Raw genomic sequence first — 25,065 nt, 5'->3', positions numbered from 1 at the left:
GGATCTAATCACCTAAAGAACATGTCCAATATCTGCTGGAAATCAGATCCGCTGTTTGATGATAAGGAGTCATCGTTTGAAGTAAGGGTGATATCGATAGCAAACGCGACTCCACCCTCGCTTACCGCACTTTTGTAAAGAAAATCCTTTTCGAGCCGGTACAGATCGCTTAAGGCCTGATCTTTGGGTGGCGCAATAGGACAAACCCAGTTGTTTTTAAGAATGGCCCTTACCGGGAAGGTTTTGCCGTCAACGGTCATAGCACCGCCGATCTGTATGCCATTATCAGCGGCACGAAAGCTGCGCGCTATGGTTATTTCCTGTGTCTTATATTTTGCAGACGCGCCGTTGGCCGTCAGTGTAACTTCAAAACGCACCCGTTCAAAGTACATCATGAATTCATCAACTATTTTATTCCAGGCTTGCTGCTTTATTTCTTTCAGTTTTGATTGGTAACTGTTTTCAACGGTGTTGATCGCTTCCTCCAGGTCAGCTTTTTTCATTAGTAATTCCAGGTTCATGATGCAGGTATATTTCCTATAAAGTTAGACAAAAACATAGTGCTGTCTATTAACGGCTTATGAACAGGATTGGATACAACCGCATTCGCGACGCAACAAAAAAAAGCCCCCATAACAGGGGGCATTCATCAAGCATAGCGGCTGCGCCGTTCAAAACTCCTCGCTAGATCCTGTGTGGCACCGAAGTATCACAGATCAGGAAAGCACCCGTTTCAAACGTTTTGCGGCTATCGGCGAAGGCTTCTGCATGTGTATCATACACGCCTACTATTTTTCGTCCTACCAGCACAATAAATTTGTATTGGTACTTTTTCTGCAGTTTACGCCGGCGCGTGTTGTAATAGCGCCTTTCTCTGTCAAGCATATGTGTTTTCATTTAGTGTGTGAACGGCGTTGAGTAGGCTCCTATCCCGGTGTCCAGCTAAAGTACTGCTGCGCAACACTTCTTGTCAAGGGTTAAAAAACGGTATTTCATTGGCTGGTATGATCCATACGCAAACGCCCCCGCAAAAGCAAGGGCGTTTTTCCTTTTTGGGGTGAGAGAATAGAAAAGGGTCTGAATATAGATTACGGTCTATATCCTGTGGGGTAACGCGGTGTTGCAGATCAGGAAGGCACCTACATCAAATACCTTGCGGCTATCGGCATAAGCATCGGCATGCGTGTCATAAATGCCAATGATCTTCTTCCCTACTACTACCAGAAATTTGTTTTGATAGATCTGTCTGAGTTTGTGGCGATGTTCATTGTAATAGCGCCTTTCTTTGTCGAGCATAATCTTGTTTTCATTTAGATGTAAACGATTTATTTCGCTCTCTTATCCCTTATCATCAGCGTCATGCTATCCTATCTGTGGAGATGATGTGAGATGTGACTCATATACCTCGGCGAGGCGTAAGCATTAAGCTTGTGTAATTATGTAATCGCGTTAATGTGTCTGGCTTTAAGCGCCAGTCTATGGGTTATCCCCCGGAGGTATCGGAGGTGCGTGTTCGGTAGCAATAAAAGAGATGATTGATGTTGGGATAGAACCTATCGGTGCGATACCGTAAGACGGTATTTGATAGCAACGCTGCTGAGGGTGTTGCATACGGGTCGTTTTTCAAGTGGTGAAGGAATAGTTACAAGCCTTTAACACATAGCTGCGAAAAGACTACATAGTAAAGTTAACAACAAACTTATGTCATAACCTGAGCGGCTTTGCCAATAATAATAAGAGATCATTAGAAGGTGAACCGTATTGACTGATTGATAACAACAAAGGGATCTGTCAAAGAACAAAAAAATAGACGGAGCCCTTCTACGGGCCCCGTCTATTATAATCGAAATCACACTATTTATAACCTACTTCAGCGGCTGCTTTTCTGTGCCCAGCTCACGTTTTTCCGTGGTCTGTTCACGCTGGCCTTGTTCTTTCTGAGGCAGACCTTCAGTTGAAACCTCGCTCAACTCAAGCTCTTCCTGACCAGGACGGGTTACTGTTGTTTTTTCCAATTCCTGATTTCCTTTCCTAGTTTCCTGTTCCAAACCTTTCTCCCGCTCTTGCAGGTTTTCACGATTAAAACGCATAACCTTGTTTTTTAGTCCGCTAGTATACTAAAAACACAGTGCCACAGCTGGGCATAAGTCATTATTCCCCAACCTTTTAAGAATGAGTTAACACAGCTGTTAAGCCCATCAGAAAACAACAGCAATACTCAGCAGAAAAGGTGAGCAACATCACTACTCCGGGGTGAGCGGGGTCACAATTGTTGAGTATAATCCGCCCTATTTTTGGGGTAGAAAAAGAACAAGATCATGAACAAATCAGAATTGAATTTCTTCGCCGCTTTGCTGAAAAAAGCAACCGATCTTTTCACGAACGTTAACGTTAACAAAACAACAGAGGTACTGGTTCCGGTACAGGCAGTGAGTTATGATAGTTATGCGGGCGGTATATGCCGTACCCCTGCAGACTCGACGGTGTTGCGCCTGAATCTGGAGCCTTGGTCATAACAGAGGTACATATAAGGAGTAAGAAAGAAAATGGCAGTTTCCACTGCCATTTCTGTTTTTAAAACCAAAGAGTGGCCTCGATAGGTCGCTCTTTATTTTTACCTTAATAAACCATGATAACTATTATTGTTTCACAAACTTTTCGGTGGCTTTATGATCGCCTGAGTTGAATTGTGCTGTATAAAAGCCTGAAGGCAGGTCTGCAACAGATACACCATTCGACGCATTAGCAACAGCCGTCTTCACCAGGTGACCGGCGAGATCATAAATATTCACCTGCATTGGCGCATTCAGGCTTGCAGCCATTTTAAAATACAGCGTATTAACAACGGGATTAGGATATAGTACAAAGCCCTTGTCAGCTTTTACCTCTTCCACGCTGTTCACAGCATCTTTATCCATTACCGAATAAGCGCCGATATCTGAGGTTACATTAGAACGCGTCATAGTGTACAAGCTGCCTGAAGCCGTGGCTGCGCCGGCAGGCATTACATCCCAGGTACCGTTTGTATTAGCCGAAACGAAGGCTTCTGTACGATTAAAACCATTCACCTCCATAGCCGGGCTCCACATAGGAGCAATATTCATGTTCACATTTGTAGTTGCATCGGTCGCTACAACCCAAGTTGCATTTACTACAGGTTGTGTGAGCGCCAGGTCAGTACCAACAAATATGCCCGATTGCAATCCTGTATTTACACCAACACTGGTAACACCGCCGGCACTGCCCGGATTAGCCGTTACCGCGATCGGCGCAAAATTAGCCGCAGTGCCTACCATGAAAGTACCTGTTGTTCCTGCAGGTACATCCATGCTCATACCGCCATCATCAGAGGTGATCACGTAGCTTGCTGAAGATCCACCTGTCACTGAAGCGCTTGTGCCAAGCGCGAGGAAATTACCATCAAGGTCAAGCTTTCCATTTGTCAACAGCAGGTTGGTATATATATTCAGATCTGAACCGAGTTTTACGGTAGCATTGCTATTGGCGAAATTTATTAATAGCGTGTTCACCACATCTGCGTTGGGAGTAAAATTGAGGCTACCCAAAAAGCTGTTGTTTGAGGTAATAAGGATACTGGACGATTGGGTAGAACTAATAGTGCCCGACCCGCCAGCACCGACAGTACCATTTCCGCCTATCGTTACGTTATTACCATTCAGAACAAACTTTCCCGAGTTAAGCCACAATGTATCGTCGAGTGTCCAGTTTGCTGTTAGCAAAACACTATCGGCGGCAGGTACGTCGATGTATACATTCCTTACCCCACTGGCATAGAGCTCAATACCAGCGTTCGCACTTGTTTCTATGTAGTGTACATCGTAAGTATTGAGGTTCACAATGGCAGTACCACCAACGCCGGCCTGTCCACCTGCAACATATACCTTACCATTGTTGTTTAATGTGAATGTACCACTGGTAAGATTCAAAAGGCCAGCAGCCAACTTCACAGATTCACTTGCAGTAATAGACGCACCACTGGCTACAGCCAGGCCCAGCGACGTCAATGCGCGCGCGTTGATACTGCCCGTTGAGCCCAGCACTGCAGAAGTGCCGCCGAGTACGAGGCTATCCACATTCACCGATCCGGCGCCTGTAAAGGTCGCACCGTTGGTCACATACAGATCCTGACCGGCCGTTGAATTCAGCTGACCGATAACATTAAGACTTGACGTTCCGCTGATCGACACATTCTGATCGAGATAAACGATCACACTCCCATTGACTGTAATATTATCACTTGTGACGTTTGTAGAGGGAGCTACGCCACCAAGCCAGGTAGAGCCGCTTGTCCATGCCCCTGTAGTAGTAGCGACATAATTCGCAGCGCCGGCATTGCCACCAATCGCTACAAGGCACGCAACGGCAAGCCCTTTCAAAAAAGTTTGAGTAGATTTTTTCATAAGCAGGAAAATTTTTAAGGTCCCGCGAACACAACAAAAAATTGATGCCATTGAGTATCAATGCTATTGGGCAAAAACACCAGCTCTTCCATAATAGACTGATATTAAGCAGATTTTTGTATTTTCATTACAAACAAAAACATCGTGCGACTTATAACGTTAATAACCCTTCTACACATAGTCCACGCGGCGTACGGTCAGTCGCCACATGTAAAACAATTGCTACAACAGGCAGAAACAAAAAAGAACAAGAGCGAATACGCCGCTTTATTACACAAAGCGGATACACTGGCTGCCGGCGACATGGCTACCCAGGCCTTGATAAATAAAAAATTAGGCGACTACTACTTCATACCCGATCCCGACAAAAGCATTCATCATTTCCGCCAGGCGGTAAGCTATTATACTATACTGAACGACAAGCCCAACAGGGCTATAGTGCTGCAAAATCTTGCCTTTGCACACGACGAAGGGAAATTCAGTATAGCCGAGGCAATTCCCTACGCCGAGCAGGCACTGGAAACATGGAAAGAGCTGAACGACACCCTTCAAATGGCTAATATGTATAAATACCTGGGGCTACTCCAGGGTAAGATAAACCGCGGTGTACAGGCCAAACGAACGATAGACACGGCCATAGCGCTGTACCGGGCCGGGAATTATGAGAATGGAGTTGTTGTTAGCTGGCATAACCTGGCCATCGTTCACCAATACCGGGGGCAGTACGATAGCGCGATGAAGTATATTGATATGGCCCGGAACTACTGGCGTATTAAAGACAGTTCAAGATTGTTTGAGCTGAATAACCTCGCAATTGAAATTGGCCTGGCGGCTAACAACTTAGCACCTGCTGAAACGGCCTATAATGAAAACCTGGCCCTGCTCAATGAAAAGTACTTTTGGCGCGACCGGATAGTCTTCTATACGCAGAGTATAAACTATTTACGCAGGGCCGGAAAGGAAAAGGAAGCCTCACTTGCGCGAGACAAATACAATGCTCTATATGAGGATTTGAAGAAGAAAGGCCTTATCCGGTCGGGCGGTTAGACTGCATATCCACCCTGCTCAAAGTTAAATTATTACTATCCGTCGAACAGGCGTGTCATTTTTTGGAGTTTTTTATTAACTTCCATATCGTAAATGAAGTATCTAGTTGATTCCGCTATTGGCCAGCCGTTGCTGGCGTTTGTGTTTGCCTACTACCTGGTTAATGTCATAGGTGCAGAGATCCGAAAACATAACCCCGCTATCAATGGCACACTTGCCTCACTGAGCGAAGAAGATTTTCGCCAGGTGAAGAAAAGCAGGCTGTGCAAACTACTGAGCCTTGGTTTTGTTACCATGGCGATACTGTTTGCAATGTTTCCTAAGTTGTATAATGCCCTGCCCGCTATCGCGACGATGAAATACCCCGTATACAACCTGTTTGGCCTGATACTGCTCGGCGTAGCCTTCGTGCGTATGCTGCTGGTGCATGTCGATATCGACACAGAGATGTATATCCATAATCAACAAGGCGAGCAAATGAGCAACGCTGCGGTTATGAACTATACGCATCGTATGCTGAGTGGTTACTATACCATGTTTGTAGGCTTTACGTTCATTCTATCCAACTGGGCGTGCATTGTACTACTGATACTCACTGCAATTGCCTACAGGGAGAAATAACACTCCTTCCCCACTCTATAACTTTATTGCATGAACCTGAACCAGGTAACTGTGCCCGTGCTTGATGTAGAAGCTTCTATTCGCTTTTATACGTTACTAGGCTTACACCTCATCGTGCACTCGCAAAGGCATTATGCGCGTTTCGAATGCCCTGATGGCGACGCAACGTTTTCGGTGCACAGAGTAGATAGCCTGCCGCCAGCAGAGAATGGGATCTGGATCTACTTTGAAACAGAGCGGCTGGATGCACTGGTGGCAAAGCTCATAACAAACGGAATTGCTATAGACGAAATGCCCAACGACAAGCCCTGGCTATGGCGTGAAGCACGGTTAAAAGACCCCAACGGCAATCAGCTGATATTGTACTACGCAGGCGACAACAGGAAAGATCCACCATGGAGGATAAAAAATAGTGTCAGGTGATAATACCTGACACCACTTTCTAAAGATGTCTCCAATAATTCAATTCAGCCAATCGTGGACGTAAGTAGCTACATCCCGCCAGTCGGGAAGCCCCAACACAAAATGGTTATGGTTGGGATATAATTTGAAATCGACTACAGACCCTGGCGTATGATAAGCATGAAAATTGCGTTTGTTCAAGTGCACCGGTGTTATATGATCCTTTTCGCCTGCGATCATCAGTAGAGGAGCGTGAGGCTTACTGAAATCTACTTTTCCTTCACTAGTCAGCGCTCCTCTCGAAACCACCTTCGACTCTGGTATGGTCAGTGCTTCGTAGGCAGCCTTTTGTATATCAAGAGGCAGATCGTTGACAAATGCATACTGCCAGTCTTTGAAGGACATCAGATAGGTCTCGTCAAGAGAGGTAAACAATCCCAGCGATTTCCAGACCGACTTTAGGAACGAAAATTCATAAGGAAGCACGCCCATTGGTGGAACCGAATGGATAGCAACTGCAGCTGCGGCAAGGTCGTTGTTCAGCATCAATTGTGTCAACATGCCACCGAAGGAGTGCCCGATCACTATGGGTTTTTCCGGTTGTGACCTGATGATATTTGCATAGTGCTGCTTGAGCTCTTTGAGTGTCAGACGTGCAAGCCCTTTGTTATTAGCTGGATGCTTTGGTCTAAGCTCTTTCACGTCACCTTCTTTGTATGGCCAGGGAGGCGCCACTGTTGTATATCCTTTGGCTTCAAACCAGGAGCGCCATTCATCCCAACATTGTTGCTTACAAAAGAGCCAGCGATAAACACAATTGATTTTGAGCTAATTTTTTGCATGGTTAGGTATTAACAGAGTTATGTAATGATCATTCACATGGAACAAATTTTTACTGAAGGTGTTTCCTCAACTCTGCTGCTGCATGAAGTATCAGCGATCTTGTTTGCGGAATATTAGCAAGGCCATTGAGCATTCCGAAATCATGTATGACCCCATCGTATCGCACTGCAGTCACCGGCACGCCAGCTTCGGCCAGCTTACGACCATAGGCCTCGCCTTCTTCTCTAAGTATATCGTTTTCCGCCACTTGGATAAGCGCCGGTGGAAGACCACGTAATTGGTCTGTAGTTGCATTCAATGGTGAAGCGTATATCTCCTTGCGTTGCGCAGGATCTGTGGTGTACTGGTCCCACATCCATTTCATTGCAGCCGCTGTAAGAAAGCGTTCTTCGCCATATTCTTCATAGCTGGGCTGGGTGAAGCTGGAGTCCGTCACGGGCCACATCATGATCTGCAACTGTATTTCGGGCCCGCCTTTGTCTTTTGCCATCAGGCAGGTGGCAGCCGTCATATCTCCCCCCACGCTGTTGCCCACTACTGCCAGCTTTCGGCCGTCTACACCTATTTCGCTGCCATGCTCAGCCACCCATTTTGTCGCTGCATAGATCTCATTAATAGCTTGTGGGTAGTGCGCTTCGGGTGACGGCGTATAGTTAACAAACACCGCGACATAACCGGACTCCACAACGAGATCGCGCACCAGCCGCCGGTGCGTTGGATAGTCACCCAAGATCCATCCACCACCATGAATAAAAATGAATGCAGGCAATTTCTCTTTTAACTCCAGTGGTTTGACGATATTCAGCTTTATCGTATATCCATCAGCCGTAATGTTTTTTTCTGCTTCGCGAATACCGGACACATCTACCGCAACCGAACGTTGCGCATTGATCAGCACATCTCGCGCATCCTGCTTCGACAACGTTTCCAATCCCGGGCCGCCAGCATTCAACGGTTTTAAGAACTCTTTCACTTCAGGTGAAAGATGCGAGTCGTTTAAATAATGTGGTGCTTTTTGCATGGTATTTTTGAGTTTAGGAATTTAAAGTGCCGGGCAAGATCGCCCGGCACCAACAAAATGTGTGTTATTTATTTTTACTTCTGTACAGTCACTTTATAAGCATCTTTAGATGCAGACTCGATCACTTTGACCACGTGTTTGGCCTTTGTTATGTACGATACGTGGCTGGCCACAACCTCTGTGGTAATAGCGCCTGCACGTTTAGCCATAAACCTCTGCCCGTCGGCCGGGATGGTCTGGTCTTCAGTACCTACCACATACCAGCTGGGTTTTACTTTCCAGGCAGGGTTGCTGATGGTTGCAGTAAATACAGATCCATTCACAGGTACTTGCGAGTTGGCCATAAATCCGGCTTTGTCGTCGCTGAGTTCATTGCAAAAGCCTGAATGGAATTTTGCTTTATCGTACCAAACATAGCCGTCCTTGTCAGGAGGCAATACGCCCGAGTTTCGAGCCTCGGGTAATTTTTTTAGTAGTTCTACAGCGGACTCGTTACTCTCGGGAACAAATGCATCGATATATACCAATCCAGCCACAGAGGGATCATTTCCCGCTTCAGAAATAACAATTCCACCGTAAGAGTGACCAACCAATATCACCGGGCCATTCTGCCGATCTAGTACTCGTTTGGTTGCAGCAACGTCTTCTTCCAAACCTGTATTAGGGTTGCCAACTACGCTCACGCTGTAGCCGTCTTTCACCAGCTCTTCATATACGTCCTTCCAACCTGAGCCATCAGCAAATGCACCGTGTACCAGGACTATATTTTTCACCACAGGTTGTGCTTTCATTGGTGTTGCCGATATCAACAGCGCAGCTGCTGCGCTGGCAAAGGTGGCAAGCAGAGTTTTGAAACGAAAATCTTTCTTCATATTTCACAGTTTTAGGATGAACTATCGCATTTCGACATGCTTTAAAAAAATCTAGCAGAACAAGCTGCAAAATCATGCCTTAAGTATTGAAGCACATCTATTTACCCGGCAGTAAGCTGACAGCACGATTTTTTTGCGTAAACCAGTAAAGCGCCTATATGCTGGCAGTTGGAACCCGAGCGCCCGATTTTACACTGTACACAACCCCCGACCAAAAACTCAGCCTGAGCGAGCTGAAGGGAAAGCGGGTGGTGCTTGCATTTTACCCCGCCGACTGGAGTCCTGTTTGCGGTGACCAGATGGCTCTTTATAATGAAATGCTTGAGTATTTCTCCAAATTCAACGCACAGCTTGTAGGCATATCCGTAGACGGTAAATGGTGTCACAATGCATTCAGCACCGATCGTAACCTGCACTTTCCGCTGGCTGCTGACTTTGAGCCAAAAGGCGCAGTAGCAAAGGCTTATGAAGTATACGATGAAACAATTGGCGAATGCAAGAGGGCGCTGTATGTATTAGATGAGGAAGGCATCATTCGATGGACGTACTTGTCGCCCGTGGGCATCAACCCGGGCGCAGATGGAATATTGGATGCCTTAGAATCACTCGAAAACCAACCTGTTTAGCATGCCTTTGAAATTTCCCATATCCGAAACCGATCATGCATTTGGCAATGCCAATGCACCTATCGAGCTTTTAGAGTATGGCGATTACCAGTGTCCGTTTTGTGGGCAGGCCTACCCCATCATCAAGTGGATACAGACCCAACTTGGGAATGACCTCAGATTTATTTACCGCAACTTTCCACTGAGCAAAACACATCCGCAGGCAAAACAGGCAGCGATAGCATCGGAGGCTGCGGCCCGGCAGGATAAATTCTGGCAAATGCATGACTTGTTGTTCGAGCATCAAAAGCGACTGCACACAACCCAGCTTATAGAATATGCCCAGCAACTGGAATTAGATATAGAGAAATTCAGAGCCGACATGGATGATGCGCAACTGGCAAAAAAAGTAGAGTCTGATTTCTACGGCGGCATGCGCAGCGGTGTAAACGCCACACCAACATTTTTTGTAAATGGTGAAAAATATAAGGACAGTTGGCAGGACGGTGAAATCTTTTTAAAAAATCTCCGGGCGTTAAACCTTGTTAGCTAAGTATATATGTTACGACAGAAAACAAAAACTCTAAAATCAATTAGTTATGCTTGAAATACCAATTGCACTAGCCGTCCTCTTCGTGATCCTCATCTACTATGCGATATCTAATGTATGGCACAGAGACAAAGGGAATACACCGGACGATGCAAGTTGATTAACAGGGAATTGGCCAAAGCAGCTCATGCGTTGGCGCGATTGTTACTGCCCTTAATGAACTGAATAGCAGGTAATAGTCCTGTCGTTCAGGCGATCAACTTCTGTGTTACAACCAAATGGTTTATACATGGTAAATAACTAACTCTATGACCACCAAAAGAAAATTGAAAGATGATAAATAGATCCATTGCGTACCAACGTGTAAAAATTCAGTTAAAGCCAGTCATCTTATTTGTGGCTGCTTTGATCTATATGGGCGCGCTGTCTTCATGCAACGAGCAGCCTAAGAACAGTAGACATACGAGTTTCAATTATCAGCATTTTAAAGACTCGGTATTGAATACCGATAAAGGAGATGTATGTGACGCCGAGAACTGTCTTGATGACGAAAATTTTGTTCCAGGCAGAGATTCGACTAGCGGATTTTTTGAGCGGCTGGAGTCGAACTGGAAAGAGGAAGAGGCAGCTGTCGCAAAGAACTCCCTGCCATTGCAAAAAGCCGTACAGGCAAACCTTTCAGCTCTGCGCGCGTTTCGCTATGGATTTCGCGCCGGTGGTGGTTGCAGGCAACAAGAATGCCCCCTGTATGCAGAGGTAGACAAATCGGAGCAGGTTCTGCATTTGTACGTGGACGGAGAGCTGGTTGACACCTACCCTGTCTCAACAGGCATAAAAGGCCGCGAAACGCCGAGTTTTAGCGTTCGTCCTTCCGGGCCGATATTTACCAAATACACATCAAAGAAATTCCCCGGTGGTAATTACAAAGGGTTAGGCAATATGCCCTACGCAGTATTTGTAAAGGGTGGTTATGCTATACATGGTACTACGCCAGGCAATTTTCGCAGGTTAGGCATTCGTGCATCGCATGGTTGTATCCGGCTGCATCCTGACAATGCAAAAGTTTTTACCGAGCTGGTTAAGCAGTATGGATTGGGGAACACCTGGGTTACAGTAAAACCGTAAGGATACGGGCTTAACAACAAGCCTTACGCTTCAAGTATTTTCACTATCTCGCTAAACCCACTTTTACGGGCATGCTCGAGAGCTGTTGTGCCGTCGAGATCGCCGATGTTGAGGTCTGCGCCGGCGTCTTTCAGTATTTGAACAATGTCCTGGTACTCTTTGCTGCCATCACCCAGAACTACTGCTTCTAACAAAGCTGTCCAGCCAAGGCGATTGATATGGTTGATAGGAAATCCTTTTGTATTAGCCAGCAGCTTTACAGTTTCTACATGACCACGTTCGCAGGCGGGGATCAAAGCTGTGCCGTTATAGCGATTGAACAGATCGAATCTAGCTCCGTTTGTCAAGTACAGCTTAAGCATTTCAGTTTGTCCGCTGGCGCCGGCAAACAGGAAAGGACTGTCGTTAATAGCATCCTGCAGGTTAACATCAGCGCCGTGCTCTACCAGCATCTTTGCCATGCTTAGCTGGCTGTTTATTGTAGCCAACAGAAGTAGCGAACGGCCGTTATCATCTTGAGTGTTTACATCCGTTCCGTCTTGCAGTGCTGTTTTAACGCCTTCAACGTTGTTCCTGTTTATGAGGTCAATTATATTTTGCTGTTGCGACATGTTCTTGCAAGTTGTTCGATCTTCTGCAATGTTATTGGATTTTGATTGACGAACACAAAAAAAGTGTCAGCCTATTGTTGGATCTCAATTTTGGACGGAAAGAAATAGGCAATGGCAATTGCAACAAAAATGAATATTGATACGTACACGGATATATAACCGGCAAAAATGGCTACTAAATACAGGCCCGTGCACACTATCAGCTTTGTCCTTGATTGCTTTTTTAGTCTCGGGGAAATATTTTCGATAAATAAGTTAGCCCTTTCTACATACAACCGCATTAAAAGAAAAGCCAGGAGACACATAAACATGACAAAACCATACAGTACCATAAACTCGGGGCGATGAATGCTATGTCCTAACAGGTTGGTGGGGATAGGTACCCAGCTTAGCCAAAACAACAGGTGTAAATTGAACCAGAGTAAATTGCGATCCGCCTGCTTTACCTGCCGCAAAAATTGGTGATGGTTCACCCAAAGTACACCCACTATAATGAAACTTAAAAGATAGGATGCAGCAGGTTGCAACATTCCTGACAGCTTTTCCCACACAACGCCCGAAGAATCAGATGCTTCAATTGAGGGTATTTCAATTGAAAGGATCATCAAAGTGATAATGATCGCAATCACGGCATCGCTGAACATTTCCAGCCTTGAAACTGGTATTGTTATTTGCCTCGATTCCACCGTTTTGTGTTTTATCGAAAACGTTTGCGTGTTACTAGTATAGTCCTATAAAGCTAGCAGATTCATAAGGATGCTATGAATTAAGCTTGCCATGAATTTCTTTGACCTGCAAACTGACCAGCTTATGAAGTGAGATATTTTATGTTGATAGCGTTGGCGGAATTTGTCTATCAGGATAAATCGCTGTGCGTCCGCTCCATATTTTTTGCCGCATTTTGACTGAAAGAAAAACATGCGCCAACATTCACTTCTCTTGGCAAGCAGGCAACCTTATTTCTTGGAGGCAACCACGAATTGCCTGAACCTTGTCGCCTACTAAGATCGGTTCAACAATCTCAAAACAAACAAAAACTATGGAAAAAAATCTGGTAACCCCAACAACAGCTGGCGGCAACGGACATGACAAACCTCTATCGGGCGAGGAGATCCGCCAGTTCGAGGTTCATATTCAGCAATCTGATCTCGACGACCTGCGTCGCCGCATACAGGCGACAAAGTTTCCTGAAAAGGAATTAGTTAACGATCCTTCACAAGGGGTGCAATTAACAACGATGAAGGCGCTGGCCAAATATTGGGCAACAGACTATGATTGGCGTAAGGTGGAAGCGAGGCTGAATTCTTTACCCAATTTCCTGACAAATATTGACGGTGTTAATATTCACTTTATTCATGTAAGATCTAAAGAACCGAATGCGCTGCCGCTCATTTTAACTCATGGCTGGCCCGGATCGATCATAGAAATGCTAAAGGTAATTGAACCGCTGACGGACCCAGTTGCGCATGGAGGCAAGGCTGAGGACGCGTTCGATGTGGTTATTCCGTCAATGGTAGGTTATGGCTTCTCGGGTAAGCCAACAGAAACCGGCTGGGATGGTGTGCGCATGGCAAAGGCCTGGCACGTCCTGATGACACGCTTAGGTTACAAAAAATACGTAACACAGGGCGGCGACTGGGGAGCATTGATAGCTGAACAAATGGGTGTGCAGGCACCACCCGAATTGGCCGGTGTGCATATCAACATGCCTTCGGCGGTGCCAGGTGAGATATTGCAAGCTGTCGTTTCCCGACAACCTCTACCATCAGGCCTTTCGGCGGAGGAGAGCCACGCATACGATCAGCTTTTCTATTTCTTTAACCGTGGTCTGGGATATGCTATCGAAATGGCTTGCCGTCCGCAGACGATGTACGGGATTATGGATTCACCTGTTGGGCTGGCTGCCTGGATACTCGACCATGATATTGAAAGCTATAAGATGATAGCCCGGGTGTTTGATGGCAAGAGCGAAGGACTTTCAAAAGATGATGTTCTGGATAACATAACACTTTACTGGGTAACAAACACTGCCGTTTCCACAGCCCGCCTGTATTGGGAAAACAAGCTTGCCTTTTTTGTGCCAATGAATCCCAACGTACCTACGGCGGTAAGTGTCTTTCCCGATGAGATATATGCGGCACCTAAAAACTGGGTAGAAAAGTCGTATCCTAATCTTGTGTACTACAACAAGGTGGACAAAGGTGGACACTTTGCGGCATGGGAACAACCGAAGATATTTTCGGAAGAACTTCGTAAAGCATTCAAATCTGTGCGCTGAGTGAATCGGAAGATGATCAACAAAAAATGGCTCCCAGTGAGGGAGCCATTTTTACTATAACAACTTCTTTAATTTATCCGTTTCACATTATCATCCGGTAAACGATCAACCAGGTAGTTGTAGGGATCTATACCCGCCTGGTAAGGTTTTTCCGTTACGTAGAAAGTATAAACATTGTCCCGCTTATTCAAGCGAACACGCTGCATAGCCAGTGGTTTGCCAATGCCCTTTTTGTCTTTGGCTTCGGCAAATACACCGATATCGATGAAGTCATTCATTGGCGCAGTGGTTTCTTTACCCAGTGAGTCGGAATAGTATTTTTCTGAGATCGTTTTGATCTCCACTTTATACTGGTCGCCAACTTTGGTATAGCTGGCATCAGTTACACGATTAGAGAACAGCGTAATATTCTCAAACAGATCGGTTACTACATATTGCAGGCTATCCGGAGTTACTGCCCTGAAGGCTCTAAGAGCTGATAAGGCGGTAGGGTAAGGAGGCTGCTTGTATGCATGATCGTTTATCAATGACCGCATCGCCAGGTTTACTTTATCCTCACCGATCATTTCCTTAACGTAATACAGCACCACGCTAGCCTTCTGGTAGTGTATGTACTGTTGCGATTCGGTTTTGATGATAGGACGTTCTGCCTCAAACTCGCGGCTTCTTCCACGCAGGTATCCGTCCATTTCGTATTTCAGGAACTGCTTCATTTTATCCTTGCCGTACTCTTTCTCCATCACCATCAGCGACGAGTACTGCGCAAAACCTTCGCTCATCATTTCGCTGCCCTGCATGTTGGCGCCACACAGCTGGTGTGCCCAATACTGGTGCCCCATTTCATGCGCCACTACATAAAACACGAAATCGATATCGTCCTTTGTCACTTCACGCAGGTCGGTAATAAAACCGATACCTTCACTATATGGCATAGTGCCCGGGAAAGCCTGTGCAAAAGAAGAGTAGCGTGGGAATTCTATGATCCTCGCTTGTTTGTGATAGTAAGGGCCAAAGTTGGTAGTATAATAATCTAGCGATTTTTCAATGCTGTTGAGCATGTTCGGCACATTGTATCCGTGCTCTTTGTGATAATACACTTCGATGTCTATACCGTTCCATTTTTTGCGGGCTACCTCATATTTTGCCGATATGAAGGAGTAAAAGTTAAGCGACGGCTGATCGAGCTTGTAATTGAAATAGCGCTTGCCATTCTGCTCCCAACTACGCACCAGGCTACCCGGCGCAACTGCTACCTGGTCTTTTGCTGTACTGATCACCGTATTGATAGTGACCCAGTCGGCATCGCTGATGACATAGTTGTTGCTCCTTGCAACCATATCGTTCTCATTTAGCAGGGGAGCACGACGTCTCACAGGTAATTTATATTTCTTCCGCTTGTTCTTGTCTGACAATTCGCCTGAGGCGCTGTAACCGATCGACGGCATGATGTCATAGTTATTGAAGAACGTACCGTTTTGAGTTAGCTGTTTAAAGCTGACCTCATTCTCAAACCCGCGGCTTAGCGCTTCGAAGCTTATTTGCACAGGTAGCGAATCGCCGGGTTGCATCGGCTTGTCAAGTGCCACGATGCGGAACTTCAACCGTTTGTCGTCGGATTTTACTTTACTGCCCGGTACCGTGATCTTCAAGTCTTCGCCATGCTCGGGCAGGTTAAAGTATATCTCCGAAATTTGCTTGCCGGAGATGTTCCGCACCCATGCGTTCGCCATTACCTTCATGTTTCGCTCATAAGGCTCAAGGTCTATATGATAATCGAAACTGTACCAGCGAGGCTGGGCCGCACCTTCATACTTCTTATATTTATTCTCATAGTCTACCTGCTTTCTTTCTGTCTCATCAGATGATTCATACGTATTAAGCACTTTGGTGTTATAGAAAACAAATCCTGAGCAGGCAATGAATGCTATTGCTGCAACAGAGACTATCGCTAGATTCCTTCGCAAAACATGACCCGCGTATTTAACACGCGCTGCAAAAGCATTCTCCCTGCCTCTTATGTAAAACGCGTAGATAACATACGACACCAATAGCACGCACAGAGACCAATAAATATTAAACCAAACCACAGTGGTTGTGAACGGCCCAAAGCCATTCATGTCTGAATAGATAACGTTCGGGGTCGAACCAAAATCGACCATGTTGGTTTCCACTTCCAGCACCGACCAGATAAACGTATTTACAATAACAAACGCGATAAACGCGAAATAGGCGACGTACCTGTTGTTGATAAGATAGTGAAAGAAAAGCGCTGCAATAACGAGGTACGTAAAGTTGAGCATATCCATTATCAGCAGCGATTTAATATATACTCCAGCCTGCAGACGGGTGTATCCATAGCACAGTTGCGCTATCATGCCGATCACGATGGTACCCGCCAGTACAATAGCCACTGTGATGATCATAGCTACCAGCTTTGAAGTAAACAGCATACCTGTCTTTACAGGTGTAGAATCCTGTATCTCGTTGATCTTTGCATCACGCTCTTTCCAAACCAGTACACCGGAATAGAAAGTGATAATCGCTATGAGAAAAAGATAGAATGACCCACGGATGCTATCTACTACGTCGTACGTCACGGGATATTGCGTGGCTCCATAATTTCCGGTGAAGCTTGTCAGGGCAGCAATGAGATTGATAGCGCCAATGGCTGCTATAATGATAAATGTGGGGTGTTTGATTATAGATTTAACTTCAAACCGCACCAGGTACAGCAAAGCAGACAACGAGAAAGAACCAGCCATAGCGGGTTGATAGCTTTTTTGTGTGGCTATAAATGTTTCTTGTTTGCTTATCTTTTGTTTCGCTGCCTTTTCTTTCCGAGTATTGAAGGAGAATCGGAAATACATTACAAATAGTAGAACCGCACTAATACTCATCCAGATCACCCTGTTCCATAAGAAGGCGCCTTGCAGTGGTATAGCGTGCGTATTCTTTTCACTAACGGTCATGTATTTTGACAGCAGGCTTTGCGGCCTGAAGCCGAACGGATCGAGAATATTTGCCAACCATTCATTTTGGATATCCTTCGTGAAACCTGCCGACACGGCGTAGAGCACTAGTATACCTATAGCGCCTACGAATGAAATGATATTGCTGCGAAAGATGAGGGACAAGGAAAAAAGTAATACGCCGGTTATGAAGATGTTAGGGATCCCGAATCCGACCAGCCCCCACAAGTGACCAGACCAAACCACAGGTCCATAACGTTCGGGAGATACCCACGGCATTAGTGGCCCCAGGAGTGCGCCTAAAGAAACGCCTAGCAATGGTATTACTGCCATCGTGGCCGCTCCAATGAACTTACCAAAGAAGTAGTCGCGCTTCCTGATGGGAGAGGAGAAAACAAGTTGATACATGTTATACTGAAAATCCCTGTTGGCAGTCGCATTCATAAATGCGGTTGTCATCAGCAGGCATATCAGCGACATGACGCCATAATAGTTCTGAACAGCATGAGGGGCATTCTTATAGACATTGCCTACGCCTCCTCCTATTGATATATTGTCTGAAGAAACTGCTCCAAATATCAGCGCTGCATTTATCAGGAATAATATCCAGGTCATTGGTGAGCGCAACCAATATTTCCATTCGTATGTTATGAACTTCCACATAGTTCTAAAGGGTTTAGAGGTTAGATAAGTTCATTGAGTTTGGCGAAGAATACGTCCTCCAGGTTTTCTTCAGCGGGAGCAAAGCCAGCGCTCATTTGATCCTCTGAAAACACGTGGATAAGCGGCATGCCGCCCACAAGCTTATTGGAAATGACTTTATACCCTCCCTGGTACTGAGGCAGGTCCTCTTTGGCGATGCGTTTCTCCCATACCTTACCTTTTATCTGGTATAGTGCATCATCTGTACTGCCGCTGAATAGTACGCGGCCTTTGTCCATTATGGCCATATTGGTGCATAATTCCCGGACATCCTGCACAATGTGGGTAGAGAGTATCACAATAACGTTCTCTCCGATCTCACTCAAGATATTATAGAACCTGTTGCGTTCGCCCGGGTCAAGGCCCGCCGTAGGCTCGTCTACGATCACCAATTTCGGGTTGCCCAGCAGGCTCTGTGCAATGCCGAAACGCTGACGCATACCGCCGCTGAAAGAGCTGACCGATTTCTTACGGTGTTCAAACAGGTTTACCTTCTGCAACAGACCCAGTACCATTTCTTTCCTTTCTGCCTTGTTGCTGAATCCCTTGATCACAGCCAGGTAGTCCAACAGGTCGAGGGCGGATGTACGCGGATAGACACCAAACTCCTGTGGAAGGTAGCCCAGTACCTTTCTCACTTTCTCTTTTTCGCCAAGCACGTCTATATCTCCTAGCATAACGGTACCGCTGTCGGCGTCTTGCAATGTTGCCAAAGTGCGCATCAGAGATGATTTACCGGCACCATTAGGGCCCAGGAGACCAAACATCCCCTTGTCTATGGTCAGGGAAACATTGTTGAGCGCCATGACGCCGTTACCATACTGTTTGGTCAGGTTGTTGATGATCAAGTTCATATTTTATAGAGTGTTACGTTAGTTAATCGCGTGCGGAGAGAAAAAGTTACAAAAACAGGACGGAATCTAATAACAAAGGCAAAAAGCTGAGAAAACCACTAAACGCCCCTGTCTTATTCCCCTCGCCAGAGTGAATAAACCTTCACCTGTACTTGTTTCAATGGACTTACGAGCCGAAGACGCTAGTATACTGCTGCGAGATTCAGTTAATTGATATTCAATGAATTGACCCGGCAGACATCGACTATTTGCCCCTAAGCCTAAACCTTGCTCGCTCACGGAACAATTATTTAGATGAGTAAGTGTTACATGAACGCTGTTTTAAGAATTCGTTGCTTCTGCAATAGGATGGTCATGAAAATGCTTGTTTTCATGGTAGTGATCTCAATGCCGTTCATTTCCCCCGCACAGGAAAAAGATCTCCATTACTTCCTGGAGATGGCAAAACAAAACAGCCCATTACTAAATGACTACCGCAACCAGATATTGTCATTGCAATTGGACAGCATGATACTTCGGGCAAGCCTGAGAACGCGAGTTGATTTTATCAGCAATAACAGCTATGCCCCCATAATTGCTGGATATGGCTACGACGAAGCCATCACCAATATTGCCCAGGTGTCTGCCCTTGTACAGGCTTCGAAAAATATCGTTTCGCGGAATAACAGGGCTACGCAGTATCGTACCTTTTCCTTGCAATCTCGTTCCCTGTACGATACCATTGCACTGAGCGAACAAGACCTTTTGCGCACAGTCACAGAACAATACATCACTACCTACGGCGACCAGCTTGCTGTAACATTCGATGGGGAGATCTACGATCTGCTAAAAAAGGAGGACGTCATTCTTAAAAAACTAACACAGGCCAGTATTTACAAGCAGACAGACTACCTGAATTTTTATGTAACCTTTCAGCAACAGCAACTAACGCTACTTCAGTCGCTTATGCAATACACTACTGATTACCTGACATTGAATTATATGGCTGGTATAGTAGATACGGTCGTTGAAAAAATAGCCCGTCCGAGCATTAACGACACCGCGCAATTTGATTTCTACCATTCAGTTTTCTTCCGACGATATATAACAGACAGCCTGAGGCTGGAAAATGAAAAGCGACTTATTGATTACGAATACAAACCGAAGATCGGGACATTCGTCAATACAGGCTATAATTCTACAATGACCTTTCAGCCATATAAGAATTTTGGTGTTAGTGGCGGAGTAAATATTACGTTGCCGATCTATGACAACCATCAGAAACAATTGAGATACAACCAGATCAACCTGCTGGAACAATCAAGAAGGGTTAATCGTGACTTCTATGTAAACCAGTACAACCAGCAAATACGTCAATTGAATATGCAACTGCATGCTACAGACGACCTCGTTCCGCGCATACAAGAGCAGGTACGTTATGTCCGCACGCTGATAGAAGCCAATGAAATACAACTGCAGACAGGCGATGTAAAAATAACGGATCACGTTATGGCTATTAATAATTACCTCGCAGCAAGAAATTTGCTGAACCAGAACCTGATCAGCAGACTCAAGATAGTTAACCAGATAAATTACTGGAACCGGTAAAGCACTGCATATGAAGAAAAACATTTTTATAGCACTGTTCATAAGCATTATGCTGGCAACCGGCTGTCACACAAAATCTGTCGAGGAAGAAGAAGTTTCAGCAGAAACAATACAAACGCCGGTCACTGTCACGTCAATAGCCATAGAAACGATTGCAGACTATGTAGACCTCAATGCTACTTCCACATTTCTTACTAATAGCTTTATTAAATCTACCGCTAATGGCTATATCGAGGCGGTAAACCTTAAGCCCGGCCAATATGTGCGGGCGCATACTCTGGCGTTTGTAGTGAAAACCAAAGAAGCCCGAGCATTAGGCAACCTCGTGAACCGCCTGGATCCCTCATTCCGGTTTACGGGTATTATCAGGATCTATACTGCAGAGGCAGGATATGTTAGCGAGGTCAGTCACCAGGTGGGCGATTATGTACAGGATGGTGAACAAATTGCAGTCATCAATGATGCCAGAAATTTCGGCTTCCTGCTCAACCTTCCGTATGAACTGAAACATTATATCGGCAACAATACAATAGACCTGGTGCTTCCTGACAAATCACATTTGCAGGGGCGGGTCATAAGAACAATGCCCGAAGTAGATTCTTTTTCGCAAACGGAAAAGATACTTATCGGCGTCGGCAAGACCGATATTCCGAAGAACCTGATAGCTACCGTTCATATCACTAAGGACAAGCACGAACATGTACAAGTGCTGCCTAAAGAAACAGTGCTGACTGACGAGTCACAGGCACACTTTTGGGTAATGAAAATGATTGACTCCGTAAGAGCGGTAAAGGTACCTGTAATGAAAGGTTTGGAATCGAACGGTAAGATAGAGATCATCAGGCCGGTATTTTCACTAGCCGATAAAATATTGCTGACTGGCAACTATGGCTTGCCTGATACGGCAAGGGTAAAGATCATTAAAGTTGAAAAACCGTACTGACGGCGATCGATGAAGAAATTCTTTATAACGCATAAAAATCCACTGACCGTTATTATAGCCATCATCATTATGGGGGGCATGTTTGCGTATAGCAAACTACAGGTGTCGCTGTTCCCCGAGATCACCTTTCCGAAGATCAAGATCATTGCCGATGCGGGACTGCAGCCCATAGACAAAATGATCATCACCGTCACTAAGCCGCTTGAAAATGCAGTCAAACAGATACCTGACCTTGAAAACCTGCGCAGCATCACCAGCCGTGGCAGTTGTGAGATATCTGCGTTTATCAACTGGGATGCCGATATAGACCTGGCAAAACAGAGAATAGAATCAAAGATCGCTGAGATACGAAACGATCTTCCCCCCGGCACACAGATAACGGTGGAGAAAATGAACCCATCGATCCTACCGGTCATTGGTTACACACTTGAGACGAACAATCAGTTTTACACGCCTATTGACATGAAACAGTTGGCGTTGTATACGGTAAAACCTTTTCTCTCGCAGGTAAACGGCGTGGCCGAGGTCAGGATCATTGGCGGGAAACAAAAGGAATATTGGCTTACGCTCGACATACAGAAGATGAGCACCCTGGGCATTACACCAGATGCTGTAGGCAATGCACTTTCGCAAACCAATTTCATCCAGTCCAACGGTTACCTTTCAGACTACCGCCTGCTATACCTAACGATCACGGATGCCACCGTGCATTCTATCGATGAATTGCAGAACATCGTTATCTCGAACGACGGAAAGCGTATCGTCACGCTAAAGGATATTGCGCAGGTAAAGATCAACGAAGCAATAGAATACACCCGGATCAATGCGAACGGAAGAGAAGGCCTGTTGGTAGCTGTCATCAAACAGCCCAATGCCAACCTTATTGAGTTGTCGGAGCAGGTGGAACAAAAAGTAGCAGAGCTGCAGAAAACACTGCCCCGAGACATTACGATAAAACCCTATTACGTACAGGCCGACTTTGTAAACGATGCTATCCGCAGCGTAATAGACAGCCTTTGGATCGGGCTGGCACTGGCCATTGTGGTAGCCATTATCTTTCTCCGTTCGCTAAAAGCAAGCGCCACGATCCTGATTACTATCCCTGTCACCATATGCCTGTCGCTTATCGTCATGTATTTTATGGGCTACACCCTCAATATCATGACACTGGGTGCCATTGCTGCTGCCATCGGTCTTATTATTGACGATGCTATTGTAGTCGTGGAGCAAATACACCGTACGCACGAGGAGCACCACGACGAGCCTGCGCAGATAATAGTGCAGAAGGCCATAAGCTACCTGTTGCCAGCAATGATCGGCTCCTCCATGAGCACCATTGTTATCTTCATTCCTTTTGAGATGATGAGCGGCGTAGCAGGTGCGTATTTCAAGGTAATGACCAATATGATGATCGTTACACTGGTGTGTTCCTTTTTCGTTACCTGGATATGCCTGCCTGTCATTTACTTGCTGCTTACCCGGAATAAAAAAATGGTGATTGCACGCACACCAGAGCCGGTTGAGGTAAAAAAACAGCGATGGGTGTCTGTCTTCATTCACAAGCCATATATTAGCATAGCCATTATGGCCGCATTTGCTGTCATCATCATATTGATCCTGCCTCAACTTGAAACAGGCTTTCTGCCAGAGATGGATGAGGGCAGCATTGTACTTGATTACACTTCACCACCAGGCACATCGCTCCAGGAAACAGACCGGATGTTGCGCGAAGTCGAGAAGATCATCAATAAGATCCCTGAGGTATCTGCTTATTCAAGAAGAACAGGTACACAAATGGGGTTCTTTATTACAGAACCTAATAATGGCGATTACCTGATACAATTGAAGCAGAACCGCGACCGCTCTACAGATGAAGTGATAGCTGACATCCGGCAGAGAGTAGAGTCTACGCAGCCTGCGCTGCGTATTGACTTCGGGCAGGTGATCGGGGACATGCTGGGCGATCTCATGACGTCAGTGCAGCCCATTGAAATAAAGATCTTTGGTGAAAACATCACAAAGTTGCATGAGCTGTCAGACACATTGGGCAAGCTTGTAGAAAACGTTGAAGGCACGGCAGACGTATTTAACGGGATCGTTATTGCAGGGCCCTCCATTAGCATTGTTCCCAACTATGCCAGGCTGGCGCAATTTGGAATCACCCCTGCCAATTTCCAGCAACAACTGGAGCTAGCCATACAAGGGATCACAGCTGGTTCCATATTGGAACGGGAACAGCTATCGGCCATCCGCATGCGCTCTACTCCATCTATCACACAGGGACTGGCTGATATAAAACAACTAAACATTTTTTTACCCAACGGCAGACTGAGGCCAATTACCGACCTCGCCGGCGTTGAGGTCAGCGCTGGAAATGCAGAAGTGGAACGCCAGAATCTGCAATCCATGGGCGTCATAAGTTCCAGGCTAGAAGGTCGCGACCTTGGCAGTGTGATGAAAGAGATACAGGAGCAAGTGAACACACAAATAGTCCTACCGCAAGGTTACCACATTGAATATGGGGGAGCTTATGCAGAACAGCAACGCTCTTTTCACGAATTATTGCTCATACTCGTAACTGCCTGTTTATTGGTGTTTGGTGTTATCCTGTTCTTATTCGGCGACTTTTTAATCGCTATTGCTATACTCATTATCGCAATACTGGGAATAGCCGGAAGCTACCTTGCTTTGTATATAACAAATATCCCATTGAATGTCGGCAGTTATACTGGGCTTATTATGATCGTGGGTATAATAGGTGAGAATGCTATTTTCACTTATCTGCAATTCAAAGAGTCCCTGCGCACGCAAACGATAGATGAGTCTATTGTCTATTCTATATCAACCAGGCTCAGGCCCAAACTGATGACAGCCCTCGGAGCCATTATTGCGCTGATGCCCCTGGCATTGGGTATAGGTACAGGAGCCCAGCTACATCAGCCTCTTGCCATCGCAGTCATCGGCGGTTTTATTGCTGCGCTCCCTTTACTGCTGATAGTACTTCCCTCTATGATCCGGATCATTAGTAAACGAAAGAAGCCGAGCGATAATTCTGCAGTTATTGTTGATACATATGAGCCATAATAATGGGCTCCCTCCTAGCACTCTCGACGCAATGCAAGTACAAGGTTCATTTCTTGAGCCATTTTTTGTTCATCTCGTAGCCAATAATGGTAGGGATGTAGAAGAAAACGTCTGCTATCAGTTTGGCCACGAGAATTCCTGCGGCAAAACCGGGCACCAATTGTGGCACATAGTACATGATCGCCGGCCTGATAAATAAGGTGTCTACTATTTCGCCCATCCCAAATTCCACAACAAGACTGCGGAAATCAATAGCAGCACTCACCCCTGTATAACGTTTGCCGCTTTGCCTGTGTGCTTTCACTGACCGGAGTATATCGGCGATCAGGATGTAACCATAGTAACCCACATTTCCGCCCCATGTGCTCACCAGTGCGACGAGCAGAGCACTGCCGCCAGACCTGTGCGCAAGCCAGGCAGACAGTAATGTAGTGGCCATCGATACTGCCTCTGCAGGCACATACCTCTTTACCCATTCGGCGAACTTCTTTTTCATTCCCATTCCCGTAATGCAAATTAAAGCTAAGAAA

25 protein-coding genes are annotated in these 25,065 nt (G+C 45.8%); 11 read left to right on the top strand and 14 right to left on the bottom strand.

The features are described 5' to 3' along the window. Positions 1-8 precede the first annotated feature (8 nt). From P2W83_RS10720 to P2W83_RS10700, 5 genes are all read right to left on the bottom strand, one after another. Positions 9-521: a hypothetical protein gene (locus P2W83_RS10720; protein ID WP_276133733.1), complete on the bottom strand. Its 513-nt coding sequence runs from the start codon at positions 519-521 to the stop codon at positions 9-11. A 163-nt stretch (positions 522-684) separates the two neighbouring features. Next, the gene (locus tag P2W83_RS10715; protein ID WP_276133732.1) at positions 685-885 is read right to left on the bottom strand and encodes a hypothetical protein; all 201 of its coding nucleotides are present in this window, start codon (positions 883-885) and stop codon (positions 685-687) included. Positions 886-1,095: 210 nt separating this feature from the next. Next, positions 1,096-1,296 (bottom strand): hypothetical protein, encoded by a 201-nt coding sequence (locus tag P2W83_RS10710; protein ID WP_276133731.1) that lies wholly within the window; start codon positions 1,294-1,296, stop codon positions 1,096-1,098. Positions 1,297-1,476: 180 nt separating this feature from the next. Beyond that, positions 1,477-1,611, bottom strand: coding sequence for a hypothetical protein (locus tag P2W83_RS10705; protein ID WP_276133730.1), 135 nt, complete (start codon positions 1,609-1,611; stop codon positions 1,477-1,479). A 254-nt stretch (positions 1,612-1,865) separates the two neighbouring features. Further along, positions 1,866-2,090, bottom strand: a complete 225-nt coding sequence (locus tag P2W83_RS10700; protein WP_276133729.1) for a hypothetical protein — start codon at positions 2,088-2,090, stop codon at positions 1,866-1,868. A gap of 228 nt (positions 2,091-2,318) precedes the next feature. Here P2W83_RS10700 and P2W83_RS10695 point away from each other — a divergent pair, with 228 nt between their 5' ends. Continuing rightward, positions 2,319-2,516 carry a hypothetical protein gene (locus P2W83_RS10695; RefSeq protein WP_276133728.1) on the top strand — a complete coding sequence of 66 codons (198 nt, stop codon included), beginning with the start codon at positions 2,319-2,321 and terminating at the stop codon, positions 2,514-2,516. A gap of 123 nt (positions 2,517-2,639) precedes the next feature. Here P2W83_RS10695 and P2W83_RS10690 read toward each other — a convergent pair whose 3' ends face one another. Continuing rightward, positions 2,640-4,421 carry a T9SS type A sorting domain-containing protein gene (locus P2W83_RS10690; RefSeq protein WP_276133727.1) on the bottom strand — a complete coding sequence of 594 codons (1,782 nt, stop codon included), beginning with the start codon at positions 4,419-4,421 and terminating at the stop codon, positions 2,640-2,642. Positions 4,422-4,565: 144 nt separating this feature from the next. Here P2W83_RS10690 and P2W83_RS10685 point away from each other — a divergent pair, with 144 nt between their 5' ends. The 3 genes from P2W83_RS10685 (at position 4,566) to P2W83_RS10675 (ending at position 6,512) form a co-directional block, all read left to right on the top strand. Beyond that, positions 4,566-5,468, top strand: coding sequence for a tetratricopeptide repeat protein (locus P2W83_RS10685; RefSeq protein ID WP_276133726.1), 903 nt, complete (start codon positions 4,566-4,568; stop codon positions 5,466-5,468). Between the two features lie 93 nt (positions 5,469-5,561). After that, positions 5,562-6,089: a hypothetical protein gene (locus P2W83_RS10680; RefSeq protein WP_276133725.1), complete on the top strand. Its 528-nt coding sequence runs from the start codon at positions 5,562-5,564 to the stop codon at positions 6,087-6,089. Positions 6,090-6,119: 30 nt separating this feature from the next. Further along, the gene (locus P2W83_RS10675) at positions 6,120-6,512 is read left to right on the top strand and encodes a VOC family protein (protein ID WP_276133724.1); all 393 of its coding nucleotides are present in this window, start codon (positions 6,120-6,122) and stop codon (positions 6,510-6,512) included. Between the two features lie 39 nt (positions 6,513-6,551). Here the strand turns inward: P2W83_RS10675 and P2W83_RS10670 are convergent, their stop codons facing one another. The 3 genes from P2W83_RS10670 to P2W83_RS10660 form a co-directional block, all read right to left on the bottom strand. Next, positions 6,552-7,226 carry an alpha/beta fold hydrolase gene (locus tag P2W83_RS10670; RefSeq protein ID WP_420831788.1) on the bottom strand — a complete coding sequence of 225 codons (675 nt, stop codon included), beginning with the start codon at positions 7,224-7,226 and terminating at the stop codon, positions 6,552-6,554. A gap of 157 nt (positions 7,227-7,383) precedes the next feature. Then, the gene (locus P2W83_RS10665) at positions 7,384-8,355 is read right to left on the bottom strand and encodes an alpha/beta hydrolase (RefSeq protein WP_276133722.1); all 972 of its coding nucleotides are present in this window, start codon (positions 8,353-8,355) and stop codon (positions 7,384-7,386) included. 74 nt (positions 8,356-8,429) lie between these two features. After that, positions 8,430-9,227, bottom strand: coding sequence for an alpha/beta fold hydrolase (locus P2W83_RS10660; RefSeq protein WP_276133721.1), 798 nt, complete (start codon positions 9,225-9,227; stop codon positions 8,430-8,432). Between the two features lie 158 nt (positions 9,228-9,385). On the opposite strand from P2W83_RS10660, the gene P2W83_RS10655 reads away from it, so the two are divergent. The 3 genes from P2W83_RS10655 (at position 9,386) to P2W83_RS10645 (ending at position 11,507) form a co-directional block, all read left to right on the top strand. Further along, positions 9,386-9,853, top strand: coding sequence for a redoxin domain-containing protein (locus tag P2W83_RS10655; RefSeq protein ID WP_276133720.1), 468 nt, complete (start codon positions 9,386-9,388; stop codon positions 9,851-9,853). Between the two features lies 1 nt (position 9,854). Then, positions 9,855-10,385, top strand: coding sequence for a DsbA family protein (locus tag P2W83_RS10650; RefSeq protein WP_276133719.1), 531 nt, complete (start codon positions 9,855-9,857; stop codon positions 10,383-10,385). 330 nt (positions 10,386-10,715) lie between these two features. Continuing rightward, positions 10,716-11,507, top strand: a complete 792-nt coding sequence (locus tag P2W83_RS10645) for a L,D-transpeptidase (protein WP_276133718.1) — start codon at positions 10,716-10,718, stop codon at positions 11,505-11,507. A gap of 23 nt (positions 11,508-11,530) precedes the next feature. Here the strand turns inward: P2W83_RS10645 and P2W83_RS10640 are convergent, their stop codons facing one another. Continuing rightward, entirely contained in the window at positions 11,531-12,118 is a 588-nt protein-coding gene (locus P2W83_RS10640) for an ankyrin repeat domain-containing protein (protein WP_276133717.1), read from the bottom strand. A gap of 71 nt (positions 12,119-12,189) precedes the next feature. Then, a complete protein-coding gene (locus tag P2W83_RS10635) occupies positions 12,190-12,804 on the bottom strand; it encodes a TMEM175 family protein (RefSeq protein ID WP_276133716.1) in 615 nt (204 codons plus the stop codon). 353 nt (positions 12,805-13,157) lie between these two features. Between P2W83_RS10635 and P2W83_RS10630 the strand changes: the two genes are divergently transcribed. Continuing rightward, a complete protein-coding gene (locus P2W83_RS10630) occupies positions 13,158-14,396 on the top strand; it encodes an epoxide hydrolase family protein (protein WP_276133715.1) in 1,239 nt (412 codons plus the stop codon). Positions 14,397-14,464: 68 nt separating this feature from the next. On the opposite strand, the gene P2W83_RS10625 is transcribed toward P2W83_RS10630, so the two are convergent. Continuing rightward, the gene (locus P2W83_RS10625) at positions 14,465-18,028 is read right to left on the bottom strand and encodes an ABC transporter permease/M1 family aminopeptidase (protein WP_276133714.1); all 3,564 of its coding nucleotides are present in this window, start codon (positions 18,026-18,028) and stop codon (positions 14,465-14,467) included. Between the two features lie 20 nt (positions 18,029-18,048). Continuing rightward, positions 18,049-18,921, bottom strand: coding sequence for an ABC transporter ATP-binding protein (locus P2W83_RS10620; RefSeq protein ID WP_276133713.1), 873 nt, complete (start codon positions 18,919-18,921; stop codon positions 18,049-18,051). A 354-nt stretch (positions 18,922-19,275) separates the two neighbouring features. On the opposite strand from P2W83_RS10620, the gene P2W83_RS10615 reads away from it, so the two are divergent. From P2W83_RS10615 to P2W83_RS10605, 3 genes are read left to right on the top strand one after another with little or no spacing between them, the layout of a single operon-like run. After that, on the top strand, positions 19,276-20,508 hold the full coding sequence (locus P2W83_RS10615) for a TolC family protein (RefSeq protein WP_276133712.1): 1,233 nt from the start codon (positions 19,276-19,278) through the stop codon (positions 20,506-20,508). A gap of 10 nt (positions 20,509-20,518) precedes the next feature. Next, positions 20,519-21,451 carry an efflux RND transporter periplasmic adaptor subunit gene (locus P2W83_RS10610; protein ID WP_276133711.1) on the top strand — a complete coding sequence of 311 codons (933 nt, stop codon included), beginning with the start codon at positions 20,519-20,521 and terminating at the stop codon, positions 21,449-21,451. 9 nt (positions 21,452-21,460) lie between these two features. After that, the gene (locus P2W83_RS10605; protein ID WP_276133710.1) at positions 21,461-24,535 is read left to right on the top strand and encodes an efflux RND transporter permease subunit; all 3,075 of its coding nucleotides are present in this window, start codon (positions 21,461-21,463) and stop codon (positions 24,533-24,535) included. 46 nt (positions 24,536-24,581) lie between these two features. Here P2W83_RS10605 and P2W83_RS10600 read toward each other — a convergent pair whose 3' ends face one another. Next, the gene (locus P2W83_RS10600; RefSeq protein WP_276133709.1) at positions 24,582-25,031 is read right to left on the bottom strand and encodes a hypothetical protein; all 450 of its coding nucleotides are present in this window, start codon (positions 25,029-25,031) and stop codon (positions 24,582-24,584) included. Between the last annotated feature and the right edge of the window lie 34 nt (positions 25,032-25,065).

It is taken from the genome of Polluticoccus soli, assembly GCF_029269745.1.
Lineage (GTDB): Bacteria > Bacteroidota > Bacteroidia > Chitinophagales > Chitinophagaceae > Polluticoccus > Polluticoccus soli.
The sequence above is the reverse complement of the archived record's forward strand: the minus strand, read 5'-3'. Positions and strand labels throughout refer to the sequence as shown.